Below are 14,186 nucleotides of genomic sequence, written 5' to 3'. Positions count from 1 at the left end.
CGGTGCGCAGCGCCCGGCGCACACTGGGGGGCGTGAGGGACGACGAGGCCAGGTACGAAGCGGTGACCAGCCGGGATGCGCGGTTCGACGGGGAATTCTTCTTCGCCGTGGTGACGACCGGTATCTACTGCCGGCCGAGTTGCCCCGCGGTCACTCCCAAGCGGGTGAACGTGCGGTTCTTCCCGTCGGCCGCCGCCGCGCAGGCGGCCGGGTTCCGGGCCTGCCGCCGCTGCCGGCCGGACGCCGTACCGGGGTCCGCCGAGTGGAACGTACGCGCCGACCTGGTAGGCCGGGCCGTGCGGCTGATCGGGGACGGGGTGGTCGACCGGGAGGGCGTCGGCGGGCTGGCGCGCCGGCTGGGCTACAGCCCGCGCCAGGTACAGCGGCAGCTGACCGCGGAACTCGGCGCGGGCCCGGTGGCGCTGGCGCGGGCCCGCCGGGCGCACACCGCGCGGGTGCTGCTCCAGACCACCGCGCTGCCGGTCACCGAGCTGGCGTTCGCGGCCGGGTTCGCCAGCATCCGGCAGTTCAACGACACGATCCGGGAGATCTACGCGGGTACGCCCAGCGAACTTCGGGCGGCGGCCGGGAACGGGGGCGCCGCCGCTCGCCACACCGCCGCGGCCGGGAACGGGGGTGCCGCCGCCCGCCACACCGCCGCGGCCGGTGGTCCGGGCACCGCGACCGGCCCGGAATCCGCCCTCGCAAGCCGCTCCGCACCCACCGGCATCCCGCTCCGGCTCGCCTACCGCGGACCGTACGCGGCCGCCGAGATCTTTGACTTCCTCCAGGCACGGGCGGTGCCGGGGGTCGAGGAGACCCGCGGCCCCCGCGGCGGACGCACCTACCGCCGTACGCTGCGGCTCACCCATGGCAGCGGCATCGCCGAGGTCGACGAGCCGGCCGGCCCGCGCCGGCGGCGGCCACCGGCGGGCCTGGTGTGTCCGGCGGCGCGCGGGACGGACGGCGGCTGGCTGGAGTGCCGGCTGCGGCTGACCGACCTGCGGGATCTGTCGACGGCCGTCCAGCGCCTCCGGCGGCTGTTCGACCTGGACGCCGACCCGTACGCGGTCGCCGAGCGGCTCGGCGCCGATCCGCTGCTCGGCCCGCTGGTGGCCGAGCGGCCGGGCATGCGGTCACCCGGCGCCGCCGACCCCGAGGAACTGGCGGTCCGGACCGTGCTGGGCGGCCCGCCGGAACGCGCCGCCGCACTGGTGCGGACGTACGGCAAACCGCTGGACGCCCCGGACGGCGGGCTCACCCACCTCTTCCCGGCACCCGGGGAACTGACCGGCGCGGAGGTCGCGGAGCCGGTGCGCACCCTGTGCACCGCACTCGCCGACGGCGCGATCACGCTGGACGCGGGCGCGGACCGCGGCACCGCCGAACGCGCCCTGGCCGCCCTGCCCGGCGTCGGCCCGCGCACCGCCGCCTACCTCAGGATGCGGGCGCTGGGCGACCCCGATGTGGGCGCGGCGGCCGAGGCGGACGCGGGGCGGGGCAGGACGGTGGGCCCGGCGGCCTGGCGGCCCTGGGGCGCCTATGCCCTGCACCATCTCTGGCGGGCCGGGCTGCTGCCGACGGGGGAGATGCCGGGGCCGGGCGAGGTTCCCCGGAGGCACCCCCGTACACCCCGGTCGCCCGCGCCGGATGACGCGTCAGCCCGCCACCACGGCCCCGGTCCACGCGCCGACGACCAGCAGACAGGCGAACAGCTCGACCAGCACGCTCAGCCCGATGGCGCGCAGGGCCGTACGGGTCGAGGCCCAGGCGTCGCCATGGCTGCCGAGCCGGACACGTTCCAGCAGATAGAGACCGCCGACCGAGCCCAGCAGGCCCCCGATGACCGGGATCACGAAGAAGCCCACGATGCCGGCCACACCCGCCAGGAACAGGGCCCGGTACGGCGTGCCCACGGCCCGCAGATCGCGGGCCGGCAGCAGCCACTTGACCACCTGATTGAGCAGCAGCACCGCGGTGGCGGACATCAGCACCACCCAGGCGAGCCCGGACTTCTCGGACAGCGTCCACCACATGACGCCCGCCCAGACGATCAGCGGCCCGGGAATGCCGGGCACCAGTACCCCGAGCAGCCCGAGCAGCATCACCAGACCGGCCGCGACCAGCTGCCACGCACTCATACGCCGGCCGCATCTCGCCCGGCCCGTCTGCCGTCGCCCCGCGCGCACCCCTGAACCGTCCGCTCGCTGCGCTCGCTCACGCGCCGGCCTCACTCCCGGCGGGCGCACGCCCCGTGACGGCTCGTACGCTGCACACTCTCATGGGCCCAGCGTGCCGGAAGCGGCCCGGAAGCGCTTGCCGGGGGACGGGCGGAGTACGGACGGAGTACGGGCCGCAGCACGGGGGCCGGGGAGCATGCCGGACGTATCCGTCACGCCGAGCCGACGAACCGGCAGCCGCCCAAGGAGCCCCGGCCCACCCCGGCCCACCGCCCCTGGCCCCTCCGATGACATGTGCTGATCACCGACCGCACTGACCGCGCCGACCGACCGACCCCACCGACCGACCCCACCGAACGGTCACCCTCCCGGGGCCGACCGCCCGGTGGACGCTCTTTCGCGCCCTGTTGAGGGGGCGGTCCCGCAGGGACAATACGGCGCATGAACCAGCAGGGGGCCGGGTGCGGCCAGGAGGACGACTGGTGGCGGCAGTTGTACGGCGAGGGAGGGGGCGACGACACACCGGGACGCGCCGCGGTGCGTGATGCCGGGCCGTCCGACGCCCCGGACACCCTCGATGACCGGGTCGCCTCGGCGCTCCGGGCGTTGGCCACACCACGGCGGCCGATGCCGGCACCCCAGCCGCCCCCGGCCCGCCCCCCGTCCACCCCGTCGGCACCGATCCCGCTCCAGGCCACCGGCCCCCGTCCGGCACCATCCGCCCGGCCGGCCACCCCGTCCGCACCCGAGGCACCCCGCGACACCCCCGCACCGGCCCCCACCGGGCTCCCGGCCGACCGCCCGCCGACGTCCGAACCCGAGCTGGGCACCCTGCCCGCCGCCGACCCGGCCGCCCTCGACGAACTGGTGCCGGACACCGCGCTGGACGGCGCCCGGTACGGCTCGCTGACCCTGCTCGCCGCCTCCCGGCGCGGCGACCTCGCCCGCCACCGCGGTGACGTACGCCGCGACGCGCTGCTCACCGCCCGCTTCGGGGCCGGCCGGCACGCCCTGATCCTGGTCGCCGTCGCCACCGGACGGCCGGCCGGCGAGGGCGCCCATCGCGCCGCCCACGAGGCCTGCGCCCGGATCGGCAGCGCGGTCGGCCGCAGTTACACCCGACTGGCGGAGGACATCCGTACGGACCACCGCAGTGCCCTCAAGTCCGGGCTGCAGCGGCTCACCGACCGCAGCTACGGCAGGCTGCGCGGCCGGTCCCAGGAGGCGGACGCCGCGGCGGGGCGGTACTTGCCCGCGCTGCGCTGTCTGCTGCTGCCCGCCGACCCGGACTGCCGTACCCGGGTCTTCTTCGGCATCGGCGCGGGCGGCCTCTTCCGGCTCCGCGACGGCGCCTGGGAGGACTTGGAGCCCGCGGTGCCGGACCTGACCGTGCACCGGGGAGCGGACGGCACCGGCGGCCGGCCGCGTTCCGCCGCCGGCCGGTCCTCTGCCGACGGCCCCGGCCGGCCCGATCCGTTCCTCTTCCGGACGGCCTTCGCCCGTCCGGGCGACACCCTGCTGCTGTGCAGCGCCGGCCTCGCCGAGCCGCTCCAGCAGGAGCCCGCGTTCGCCGCCCGGCTGGCCGGACAGTGGTCCGCCGCCGAGCCTCCTGGACTGGTGGCCTTCCTCGCCGCCGCGCAACTTCAGGTGGCCGGCCACCTGAAGGACCGTACGGCCGTCGGGGTGTGGGAGGCGTAGCGCCGGGCAGACGCGGAGCCGGAGCGCGGGCGGGAAGGAGCGGCGCAGCGGAGGCGGCCCGGGGCACCCCGTGGGTTCATGGGACAAGGCCCCAGAGGTTCCCGGGACGGGGCCCACCGCGTCAGCGGGCCGTCACCCACCCGCCGCACACCCGTCGAAGGAGCGACAGCGACATGGCGAAGCAGACCGTGGCCGAGCAGTTCGTGGACATCCTCGTACGGGCAGGGGTGCGACGGCTCTACGGCGTCGTCGGTGACAGCCTGAACCCGGTGGTGGACGCCATCCGCCGGAACTCCGCGATCGACTGGATCCAGGTCCGGCACGAGGAGACCGCCGCCTTCGCCGCCGGGGCGGAAGCGCAGCTCACCGGCTCCCTCGCGGCCTGCGCCGGCTCCTGCGGCCCCGGCAATCTGCACCTCATCAACGGCCTGTTCGACGCCCACCGTTCGATGGCCCCGGTCCTCGCCCTGGCCTCGCACATCCCCTCCAGCGAGATCGGCACCACCTTCTTCCAGGAGACCCACCCCGACCGGCTGTTCGTCGAGTGCAGCCACTACAGCGAGCTGATCTCCAGCACCCGGCAGATGCCGAGGGTGCTCCAGACCGCGATCCAGCACGCCATCGGGCAGAGCGGCGTCGCGGTCGTCTCCCTCCCCGGCGATATCGCCGCCGAACCGGCCCCCGAGCGCGCCATCGAACACGCCCTGGTCACCGCGCGGCCGTCCGTACGCCCCGGCGACGCCGAACTCGACGCACTGGCCACGATGATCGACGAGGCCGACAAGGTCACGCTGTTCTGCGGCAGCGGCACGGCGGGCGCGCACGCGGAGGTGATGGAGTTCGCCGAGCGGGTGAAGTCCCCGGTCGGACATGCGCTGCGCGGCAAGGAGTGGATCCAGTACGACAACCCCTACGACGTGGGCATGAGTGGACTGCTCGGCTACGGCGCGGCCTACGAGGCCACCCATGAGTGCGATCTGCTGATCCTGCTCGGCACGGACTTCCCGTACAACGCGTTCCTGCCCGATGACGTCAAGATCGTCCAGGTCGATGTCCGGCCCGAACACCTGGGCCGCCGCACCACGCTGGACCTGGCCGTCTGGGGCGATGTCCGCGAGACGCTGCGCGGTCTGATCCCCAAGGTCCGGCCGAAGGAGAACCGCAAGTTCCTCGACCGGATGCTGAAGAAGCACGCCGAGGCGCTGGAAGGCGTGGTCAGCGCCTACACCCGCAAGGTCGAGAAGCACACCCCGATCCACCCCGAGTACGTCGCCTCCGTCCTGGACGAAGAGGCCGCCGACGACGCCGTCTTCACCGTCGACACCGGCATGTGCAACGTCTGGGCCGCCCGCTATCTCACCCCCAACGGCCGCCGCCGGGTGATCGGTTCGTTCAGCCACGGCTCGATGGCCAATGCGCTCCCGCAGGCGATCGGCGCCCAGTTCACCGACCGGCGACGGCAGGTCGTCTCCATGTCGGGTGACGGCGGATTCTCGATGCTGATGGGCGACTTCCTCACCCTGGTCCAATACGACCTGCCGGTGAAGGTGGTGCTGTTCAACAACTCCTCGCTGGGGATGGTGGAGCTGGAGATGCTGGTCTCCGGCCTGCCGTCGTACGGCACCACCAACCAGAACCCGGACTTCGCGGCCATCGCCCGCGCGGCCGGGGCGCACGGCGTCCGGGTGGAGAAGCCCAAGCAGCTGCGCGGCGCCCTGCGCGACGCCTTCCGCCACAAGGGCCCTGCCCTGGTCGACATCGTCACCGACCCCAACGCCCTGTCCATGCCGCCGAAGATCAGCGCCGAGATGGTCTCCGGCTTCGCCCTGTCGGCCGGAAAGATGGTGCTGGACGGCGGAGTCGGCCGCATGCTGCAAATGGCCCGTTCCAACTTGCGCAACATTCCCCGGCCTTAGGGGTGGGGGCCGGGGCCCGCCGCACTAACCGAACGGGCCGTCGACGGTGAAACGGCGCAGCTGACGGGCGAACGCCTCGGCCTCACCCGGCGGCCACGAGGACAGGCTCGCCATGATGTGGGCGGCCAGCCGCTCCCGCAGCTCGGTCACCGCGCGCCGGCCCTGCTCGGTGAGGACGAGCAACTGCGCGCGCCGGTCGGTGGGATCGGCCTCGCGGCGGACGAGGCCGGCGGCCTCCAGCCGTGAGGCCCGCCGGGTGACGCCGGAGCGGTCGACCCCGGCGTCGGGCGCCAGGTCGGCCGCGCTGCGGGGCCCGGTCCGGGCCAGTGCGCTGAGGACCGGGTACGTCAGTTCGTCCACCGCCTCGCCCATGCCCTCGGTGAGTTGCTTGTGCAGCTGCGTGCGGGTGGTGCGCCTGAGCAGGATGCCCAGCGCTGCCGCGATCTCATGTCCTACTTCGTTCTCCACCTCACCAGAATAGCGTGCGCTGCGCACGCGTCTGCTGCTACAGTGCAGGAGATGCGTGCGCAGCGCACGCACTTCTTTCCTTGAGGGGACCTCCCATGACGCACACCGGCATCGAAGCCGCCCTGAACGACCTGCTCTTCGCCCGCGACCTCACCGTGCAGGACGCCGCGGACCGCCACTTCGCCCCGGAGTACCGCCAGCGCACGGACGGCGAGTGGATCGACCGCGCCGGGTTCGTCGAGCACATCACCCACCTGCGCACCCTCGTCGCTGACGGCCGGGTCGAGGTCCACGAGGAGCTGTACGACGGCAGCAAGTACGCCGACCGGCACACCGTCGACATCACGAAGAAGGACGGCTCGACCGTGCGCATGGAGGTCTATGTGTTCGCCGACTTCGCGCCCGACGGCCGGTTCCGCCGTATCGAGGAGACCACCCTGATGCTCCAGGGCGCCGACGCCGACCGCACCATGGGCAGCGCCCGCTGAGATCCGGCACGCGAGCGGTACCGCGACCCCGACCGATCCCTCACCGCGCGCGGACGGCCTCGTTCCGCTCCGGCTGCTGAAGTGCGTTCACCAGCCCGGCAATCAGCTGTGCCCGCTCGGTCATGGCGTCGATCACCACATACTCGTGATCGGCGTGGGCACCGCCCCCGACCGCCCCCAGGCCATCGAGGGTCGGCACCCCCAGCGCGGCCGTGAAGTTGCCATCGCTTCCGCCGCCGACAGCCACGGCTTCGATACCGGGAAGCAGTTGCCGCGCCACCGCGAAGAGCCCGGCCGCCGCCGACTCCGGCATCGGCGGCCGGCCGACGGCGCCCGTCACCGCGATCTCCGCCCCGTCGAGATGCGGAGCAAGTGCCGCGAAGGCGGCCTCGATGCGCTCCTTCTCCTCGGCCGACTCGACCCGGACATCGACGGTGACGGTCGCCTCCGCGGGCACGACGTTGTCCAGGGTTCCCGCGGCGGCCACCGTCGGGGTCACGGTGGTGCCGATGCCGGGCCGGCCGAGTGCGGCGATATCCAGCACCTGGTGTGCTGCTTCGACCAGGGCATTGACCCCGGCCGCCGGTTCCAGGCCCGCGTGCGACGCCCGGCCCCTGATGGCGACATGGAAGGTGCCGCAGCCCTTACGGCCGGTCTTGAGAGCCCCGCCCTCCGCGGCGCCCTCACCCACCAGTACGGCGCCGCAGGCGAGGGCGCGCTCCTCGATGAGAGCCCGGGAGGAGTGGGAACCGACCTCTTCGTCGGCGGTCACCAGGATCTCGACGCCCGCGCGGTCCTCGGCCAGCGCCACGCCATGGATCGCCTGCACCAGCCCGCCGAGCATGTCGAAGACCCCGGGACCGGTCGCCCGCCCGTCCGCGACCGTGAACGGGCGGCGCGCCAGCGTGCCGAGCGGAAACACCGTGTCATGGTGACCGAGGATCAGGACCTTGGGATCGCCGCCGCCGGACCAGTGGACATGCGGACCGGCTTCGCTCTCGACGAGGACGGCCTGCCCGCCGAGCCGGCGCTCGATGACGGCGGCAACGGTCTTGGCCGACGCCCGCAAGGCGTCGAGATCACGGGAGGGGGACTCGACCTCGACGAGCGTCCTGAGGTCCTCGATCATCGCGTCGATGTCTGCGTTGGCGGTGTGGTGCGGCGTCACGCCGCAAGCGTACGTCGAACGCCGTGCCGGAACGGGCTCACCTGCCCGCTTCCGCGCTTCTGACCCAGGGTTTGGCCGATGCCCTTGACCTCACTACGCGATCTCTAAACCACACTTATCCCCGGAAAGAGTGAAATGTTAGCAAACTCTCTCAGTATGGGGCCGTACGCGCCGAAGGGAGTAACAGGAAGCGGCAGTGAGCCGCTTGGAGCTATCGGGAGATTGTTATGTCACGGATCACGCGGGTGACTGCCTTGGCCGCTCTTGCGGCAAGCACCGCCCTGGGGGGCATGTCGGCGGCGTACGCAGACGCCGGCGCGGCCGGCGGCGCGGCCAATTCGCCGGGAGTGGTGTCGGGCAACGCGATTCAGGTCCCGATCCACATTCCGGTCAATGTGTGCGGCAACACCATCAACATCGTGGGGCTGCTGAACCCGGCCTTCGGCAACACCTGCATCAACGGTCACATCGAGCGCCGGGTGGAGGTGCACCGTCACCACCACGTCAAGCACCACCACCACATCAAGCACGCCAAGAAGAAGCACCACGTCAAGAAGCACCACAACAAGAAGCACCACCACAAGCCGTCCGGTGGCGTGCACACCGGCGGCGGCGGCCTGGTCGACGTCGAGCGCTAGGCCGCTCGCTTGGATCATCTGATCGTTGCAAGCGTGCGTGCACCGCGCCGCGGGCCCGGCCGACGCCGATAAGCGCCCGAACCGCGCGGTGTGGAGGCACTCCCCACGATCACGCATGCTCACCGGCACACGGCCGGGGTCCCGTTCCACGGGGCCCCGGCCGGCGCGTTGTCCGGCCCCTTCCCGCACGGCCGGTCCGCCGCCGCGAGGGACCGAACGCCCGGGCTCACCCGGCAGGCGGACGCTGCGGCCGGAGCCGGAGGGTCAGGATCTGGAACGGGCGCAGCTCGACCGCCACGTCGGAGGTCGGGCCTTCCTCCTCCTCGTGCAGTGGACGCTCCAACAGGTCGGTCACGGTGGCGTGTTGCACGGGGAAGCCGGGGGAGACGGTGCCGGAGGCGCGGCCGCCGTGGGACTCGTACAGCCGCACCACCACATCGCCGCTGCGGTCCTCGGCGAGCTTGACCGACTCGACCGTGACGGCCGGGTGGTCGACGCGGATCAGCGGGGGTACGGGCGGCGCGTCGGCCGTCCTGAGGGGCAGGTTGAGGGCCAGGCCCTCGGCGACCGCGTCCCCGACCCCGGCGCCGGGCAGCAGTGCGTAGGTGAAGCGGTGGGAGCCCTGATCGGTCTCGGGGTCGGGGCTGTGCGGGGCGCGCAGCAGGGTCAGCCGTACCGTCGTGCCCAGCCCTTCGGGGTGCGGGGTGCGGGTCACGTCATGGCCGTAGGTCGAGTCGTTGAGCAGGGCGACGCCGTAGCCCGGCTCGGCGACCCGCAGCCAGCGGTGCGCACAGATCTCGAAACGGGCCGCGTCCCAGCTGGTGTTGGTGTGCGTGGGGCGGTGTACATGGCCGAACTGGATCTCGGCGGTGGACCGTTCGGCGTGCACATCCAGGGGGAAGGCGGCCTTGAGGACCTTCTCGGACTCGTGCCAGTCGATGTCGGTGGTGATGTCGAGACGGTGTGAGCCGGCGCGCAGGGTCAGCTCCTGGGTGAGCCGGGACGCGCCGAACGCCCTGGTCACCCGGACCGTCGCGGACAGCGGCCCGGCCGTGGCCAGCTCCACGGACTCGGCGTCGGTCAGATCGGCGTGCCGGCGGCGGTAGTGCCGGTCGAGGTCCCAGGCGTCGTACTGGGTGGGGTGATCGGGATGCAGCTGGAGCAGATTGCCGCGGGTGCCCGGGGCCAGCACCTCCCGTCCGGCGTGCAGATCGCGTACGGAGGTCAGCAGGCCGTCGGTGTCGATGCGGACCCGCAGCAGGCCGTTGTCGAGGGTGAGGGTGCCCTCGGCGCCGGTCTCCGCCCGTACGTCCGGCGGCGGTGGTGTGGGGGAGTCCGGGCCGGGCGCGCGGACGGGTGCCGAACCCAGTGCGGGTACATGGACCGCGACGGCGGCCGGCCCGCCCGGCCCCGGGGACGGCGCCGGCAGGGCGACGATCTCGTCCCGGGCGTACGGCGAGGCGTTGAACACCGTCGGTACCTCGGCCGCCACCGGCCCGGAACACTCCAGCGCCCCGAGCGCCGTCTCGATGATCCCGGTCAGCTCCGCCTCGACCGCCGCGTACGTGGCCCGGGCCTCGCGGTGGACCCAGGCGATGGACGAGCCCGGCAGGATGTCGTGGAACTGGTGCAGCAGTACGGTCTTCCAGAGACGGTCGAGGGCGTCGTACGGGTAGGCGTACGACGCGTCGGCGCCCGCCCGTACCGCCGCCGTCGCCGCCCACAACTCCGCCTCGCGCAGCAGATGTTCACTGCGCCGGTTGCCCTGTTTGGTCTTCGCCTGCGAGGTGTACGTACCGCGGTGGAACTCCAGGTACAGCTCGCCCGACCAGACCGGCGCCGCCGCCCCGTACTCCTCATGCGCGGCCTCGAAGAATGGGGCCGGCGGCTCGATCTCGACCCGGGGTGAGCCCTCCAGGGACCGCAGCCGGCGGGCCCGCTCCAACATCTCGCGGGTCGGGCCGCCACCGCCGTCCCCCCAGCCGAAGGGGACCAGGGAGCGGGTGGCGCGGCCCTTCTCGGCGAAGTTGCGGGCGGCGTGGGCGAGTTCGCCGGCGTGGAAGCGGGAGTTGTAGGTGTCGACGGGCGGGAAGTGGGTGAAGACGCGGGTGCCGTCGATGCCCTCCCACCAGAAGGTGTGGTGCGGCATCTTGTCGGTCTGGTTCCACGACAGCTTCTGGGTCAGGAACCACTTCGCGCCGGCCAGCCGGGCCAGCTGCGGGAAGGCGGCGGTGTAGCCGAACGAGTCCGGCAGCCAGATCTCCTCGGTCTCCACCCCCAGCTCCTCCAGGAAGAAGCGCTTGCCGTGCACGAGCTGCCGGGCCAGCGCCTCACCGCCGGGCATATTGGCGTCGGACTCCACCCACATCGAGCCGACCGGCGCCCAATTGCCCTCCCGTACGGCCTCCTTGATGCGCTCCCAGAGGTGCGGCTGGTGCTCCTTGACCCAGGCGTACTGCTGCGCCTGCGAGCAGGCGAACACCAACTCCGGGTATTCCTTGGCCAGTTGGGTGACGTTGGCAAACGTGCGGGACGCCTTGCGCACGGTCTCGCGCAGCGGCCACAGCCAGGCGGAGTCGATATGGGCATGCCCGGTGGCCGAGACCCGATGGGCGCTCGCGGTGGCCGGGCGGCTCAGGACGTCCGCCAGTGCGGCCCGGCCCGCGGCCGCCGTGCCCCCGACGTCGTGCAGATCCAGCGCGTCCAGCATGTCCTCCAGGGCCCGCAGGATCTCGTGCCGGCGCGGGCCGTCGGCGGGCAGTTCGTACATCAGCTCCGACAGCACCTCGGTGTCCAGGATCAGCTGCCAGACGGTCTCGTCGAGCACCGCGAGGTCCGCCGAGGCGAAGCGGTAGAGCGGCCGGTGGGGCGCGGTCCGTACATCGCCGAGGTCGGTGGGGCGGAAATCCCGCAGCACCGCCGGGTTCGCGGCGGCCTCCAGCAGCAGCCGCACCTCCTCACCGCCGCTGACCGGCGCGCCGACGGGGAGGTGCCGGTTGCGCGGATGGATGCCCTTGAGCGGCACCCCGTCGGAGTCGTAGAGCAGCCCCTCGGCCTGGAAGCCGGGCCCGTCGCCGCTGAAGCCGGGATCGATGACGGCCTCCACCCGCCGCCCCGCCCACTCCTGCGGCACCTCACCCGCCAGCCGGAACCAGCTGGTGGACCACGGCGGCCCCCAGGGCTCGCCCACCGTGAACGGCTCGTACGTGGCCCGCAGCGCCTCGTCCACCGGCACAGGTTCGCCGGGCGCGTGCCAGACGGCCAGCCGCAGAGGCACCCGCTCCGCGTACTGCGCGGGCCTGATGAACTGCCTCAGCGCCCGCTCCAGGCGCCCCTCCACCAGCAGTCGGTCGTCGTGCACAGCGGCTCCTCACGCTCGTACTCCCCACGCCCAGGGGCGCGGGCGGGCTGCCCGGCGGCAACCGGGTGGGTGCTCCCTCGCGTCCGGGTGCGGCCGGGGTTTCGGGACAGGCTCGGGGTCAGGCATACCCACTGGGGCCCGGCCCGGCCCACCCGGCGCGCGGGCGGCGCACCGGCGACGTGGCGCGCGGAAGCATGGCGGCAGATCGGATGGGCATGCTGACCGTGAGGCTGTTCGAGGCAGAGCGCCGAGGTTCGTTGGGGGCGGGGGAGAAAATGCGTCAGCCTGTGCGGCGCGAGGAACGGGACAGAAGGCAGGAAACGGCCGAGGGGGGCCGCAACGGGGGGACCACCGCGCGAGCGCCACGCGTGCTGGAGCGGAAGGTGCGGCATGCGGACCTGAAAGCGGTCGGTGAGGTGCGCCGGGAGCTGCGCCAGCTGCTGAGCCGCTGGTCGGTGCCGGGGGGCGGCGAGCTCGCCGAGGTCGCGACGCTGCTCACCAGCGAGCTGGTCACCAATGCCCTGGTGCATGCCGAGGGCGGCGCCGTCGTCACCGCGCGGGTCAGCGACCGGCTGCGGGTGGAGGTCCGGGACTTTGTCCCCGGGCGCCCCGAGCCCCGCCCACCGACCACCGACGGGACCTCCGGCAGGGGGCTGATGCTGGTGCGTTCCTTAGCCGACGCATGGGGGATACGCACCGAGAGCCTCGGGAAGAGCGTGTGGTTCGAGCTGGGCGGCGGACCGGCCTGACCCATGGGCGGGGCGTCGGTCGGCGCGGTCCGCCACCGGTCAGCCGAATTGCCGTTCGATCTCGGCGAGTTTCTCCTCCAGGGAATCCAGGCGGGGAATCGTCTGGGTGTCGTCCTCGGCGGTGAGATCCACGGTCCGCGGGGCCCCCGCCGGAGCCCCGACGCCCTCCGCCTCAGCGCCCGCCACGGCCTTGAGAGCCGGGCGGGAGCGCACCGGCGACTCTCCGGTGAGCAGCGGCTGAGGGGTACCGGCTATGGCGGGGTCGGGGCCGGCCACCTCCGCGGCCGCCGCCTGGGGCACCGCCAGTTGCCGGCCGCCGGCCCGGCCGAGACCCCAGCTGCGGTGCTGCCGGTTGATGGCCTTGATGCGGGCCCGGTCGAGCTTGCCCTGCTCGCGCCGGCGGTGCCGGTTCTGCTCCTTCTCCCGCCGGTCCTCGCGGACCTCCTCGACCGCCTCGTCCAGCGTCCGTACGCCCTCCAGCAGCATCAGCGACCAGGCCGCGAAGGTCTCGCGGGGAGCCCGCAGCCAGCGGACGATCCGGATCTGCGGCAGCGGCCGCGGCACCAGTCCCTGCTCGCGCAGCGCCGCCCGGCGGGTCTGCTTGAGCGCCCGGTCGAAGAGCACCGCGGCCGACAGCGACATCCCGGCGAAGAACTGCGGTGCGCCCGCGTGCCCCAGGCCGCGCGGCGCATGCACCCAGTTGAACCACGCCGCCGCGCCCGCGAACGTCCACACCAGCATCCGGGAGCCGAGCGCCGCATCGCCGTGGCTGGCCTCCCGCACGGCGAGCACGGAACAGAACATCGCCGCACCGTCGAGCCCGAACGGCACCAGATACTCCCAGCCCCCGGACAGGTTGAGGTTCTGCACGCCGAAGCCGACCAGCCCGTGGAAGGACAGCGCGGCGGCGACCGCCGCACAGCAGAACAGCAGCAGATAGGAGGCCGACGCGAAGACGGTCTCCTTACGGCGGCGGCGCTCCTCGCTGCGCTCCCAGGAGTCCTCACCGGCGGACCGGGCCGCCGCCCGCTTCCCACGCACCACCAGCGCCGCGGCCGCGAGCACACCGACGAGCAGCAGGGCGCCGGGAACCAGCCAGTCCAGCGATATATCGGTCATTCTCATTCTGGGATCCCTTTGCCTCGGGTACGCGATGTGCGCGACATCCTGACGGACCCCACCCCCGTAACCGAGGCATTCGGAACAAGAAGCCGCCAAGGGGTGTGATGGAGTCACCGGGGAGTCGAACTCGCATTCGTTCGACGGGTGTTGAGTTCGAGAGTTGAGGGCCTGAGGGGGTGTACGGTCCGCCCCCCGACGGCCGGTGAGGCTCCGTCGGGAGCGTTGGCGATCGTCGGGTCAGCGGCCTTCGGTGGCCTGGCGTGGGTGAACGAGGGTCGGCGACGAGCCGGTAGCTGAAGCCACATCAGAATCACTGCTCTCAGGGCAATTTGCCGCGCTGAGGCCGATAACTTCCGAGTCCGGTCCAGGCGTAAAAGAATCCTTCCTGCGTGTTTTTG

At 72.9% G+C, this 14,186-nt stretch carries 9 protein-coding genes and 2 pseudogenes; 6 read left to right on the top strand and 5 right to left on the bottom strand.

Annotation, left to right across the window (positions count from 1 at the left end; genetic code table 11):
* Nucleotides 1-32: 32 nt before the first annotated feature.
* A pseudogene (locus tag ACZ4XD_RS15125) lies at nucleotides 33-1,602 on the top strand (bifunctional transcriptional activator/DNA repair enzyme AdaA); the annotation flags it as partial.
* A gap of 56 nt (nucleotides 1,603-1,658) precedes the next feature.
* Here the strand turns inward: ACZ4XD_RS15125 and ACZ4XD_RS15120 are convergent.
* Complete coding sequence (locus ACZ4XD_RS15120; protein WP_468042200.1) at nucleotides 1,659-2,141, bottom strand: DUF456 domain-containing protein; 483 nt, start codon at nucleotides 2,139-2,141, stop codon at nucleotides 1,659-1,661.
* A gap of 480 nt (nucleotides 2,142-2,621) precedes the next feature.
* Between ACZ4XD_RS15120 and ACZ4XD_RS15115 the strand changes: the two genes are divergently transcribed.
* Complete coding sequence (locus ACZ4XD_RS15115) at nucleotides 2,622-3,878, top strand: protein phosphatase 2C domain-containing protein (protein WP_468042198.1); 1,257 nt, start codon at nucleotides 2,622-2,624, stop codon at nucleotides 3,876-3,878.
* Nucleotides 3,879-4,051: 173 nt separating this feature from the next.
* Nucleotides 4,052-5,794, top strand: coding sequence for a pyruvate dehydrogenase (locus ACZ4XD_RS15110; RefSeq protein ID WP_468042196.1), 1,743 nt, complete (start codon nucleotides 4,052-4,054; stop codon nucleotides 5,792-5,794).
* A gap of 24 nt (nucleotides 5,795-5,818) precedes the next feature.
* Here the strand turns inward: ACZ4XD_RS15110 and ACZ4XD_RS15105 are convergent, their stop codons facing one another.
* Complete coding sequence (locus ACZ4XD_RS15105) at nucleotides 5,819-6,262, bottom strand: MarR family winged helix-turn-helix transcriptional regulator (protein ID WP_468042194.1); 444 nt, start codon at nucleotides 6,260-6,262, stop codon at nucleotides 5,819-5,821.
* A gap of 95 nt (nucleotides 6,263-6,357) precedes the next feature.
* Between ACZ4XD_RS15105 and ACZ4XD_RS15100 the strand changes: the two genes are divergently transcribed.
* Nucleotides 6,358-6,750, top strand: a complete 393-nt coding sequence (locus tag ACZ4XD_RS15100; protein ID WP_468042192.1) for a nuclear transport factor 2 family protein — start codon at nucleotides 6,358-6,360, stop codon at nucleotides 6,748-6,750.
* A 40-nt stretch (nucleotides 6,751-6,790) separates the two neighbouring features.
* Here the strand turns inward: ACZ4XD_RS15100 and ACZ4XD_RS15095 are convergent, their stop codons facing one another.
* Nucleotides 6,791-7,879, bottom strand: coding sequence for a M20 family metallopeptidase (locus tag ACZ4XD_RS15095; protein ID WP_468042231.1), 1,089 nt, complete (start codon nucleotides 7,877-7,879; stop codon nucleotides 6,791-6,793).
* A 266-nt stretch (nucleotides 7,880-8,145) separates the two neighbouring features.
* Here ACZ4XD_RS15095 and ACZ4XD_RS15090 point away from each other — a divergent pair.
* Nucleotides 8,146-8,379 (top strand): annotated as a pseudogene (locus ACZ4XD_RS15090) (chaplin); the annotation flags it as partial.
* Between the two features lie 403 nt (nucleotides 8,380-8,782).
* Here the strand turns inward: ACZ4XD_RS15090 and ACZ4XD_RS15085 are convergent.
* Complete coding sequence (locus ACZ4XD_RS15085; protein WP_468042190.1) at nucleotides 8,783-11,917, bottom strand: alpha-mannosidase; 3,135 nt, start codon at nucleotides 11,915-11,917, stop codon at nucleotides 8,783-8,785.
* A 383-nt stretch (nucleotides 11,918-12,300) separates the two neighbouring features.
* On the opposite strand from ACZ4XD_RS15085, the gene ACZ4XD_RS15080 reads away from it, so the two are divergent.
* A complete protein-coding gene (locus tag ACZ4XD_RS15080; protein WP_370682767.1) occupies nucleotides 12,301-12,666 on the top strand; it encodes an ATP-binding protein in 366 nt (121 codons plus the stop codon).
* A 39-nt stretch (nucleotides 12,667-12,705) separates the two neighbouring features.
* Here ACZ4XD_RS15080 and ACZ4XD_RS15075 read toward each other — a convergent pair whose 3' ends face one another.
* On the bottom strand, nucleotides 12,706-13,791 hold the full coding sequence (locus ACZ4XD_RS15075; protein ID WP_468042188.1) for a DUF2637 domain-containing protein: 1,086 nt from the start codon (nucleotides 13,789-13,791) through the stop codon (nucleotides 12,706-12,708).
* Nucleotides 13,792-14,186 lie beyond the last annotated feature (395 nt).

The sequence above is a fragment of the Streptomyces sp. NPDC029466 genome, from assembly GCF_055574515.1.
The sequence above is the reverse complement of the archived record's forward strand: the minus strand, read 5'-3'. Positions and strand labels throughout refer to the sequence as shown.

Coding starts and splice junctions, on each gene's coding strand:
- ACZ4XD_RS15115 (WP_468042198.1), top strand. CDS start 2,622: ATGAACCAGCAGGGGGCCGGGTGCGGCCAGGAGGACGACTGGTGGCGG.
- ACZ4XD_RS15095 (WP_468042231.1), bottom strand. CDS start 7,879: ATGATCGAGGACCTCAGGACGCTCGTCGAGGTCGAGTCCCCCTCCCGT.
- ACZ4XD_RS15075 (WP_468042188.1), bottom strand. CDS start 13,791: ATGAGAATGACCGATATATCGCTGGACTGGCTGGTTCCCGGCGCCCTG.
- ACZ4XD_RS15100 (WP_468042192.1), top strand. CDS start 6,358: ATGACGCACACCGGCATCGAAGCCGCCCTGAACGACCTGCTCTTCGCC.
- ACZ4XD_RS15120 (WP_468042200.1), bottom strand. CDS start 2,141: ATGAGTGCGTGGCAGCTGGTCGCGGCCGGTCTGGTGATGCTGCTCGGG.
- ACZ4XD_RS15110 (WP_468042196.1), top strand. CDS start 4,052: ATGGCGAAGCAGACCGTGGCCGAGCAGTTCGTGGACATCCTCGTACGG.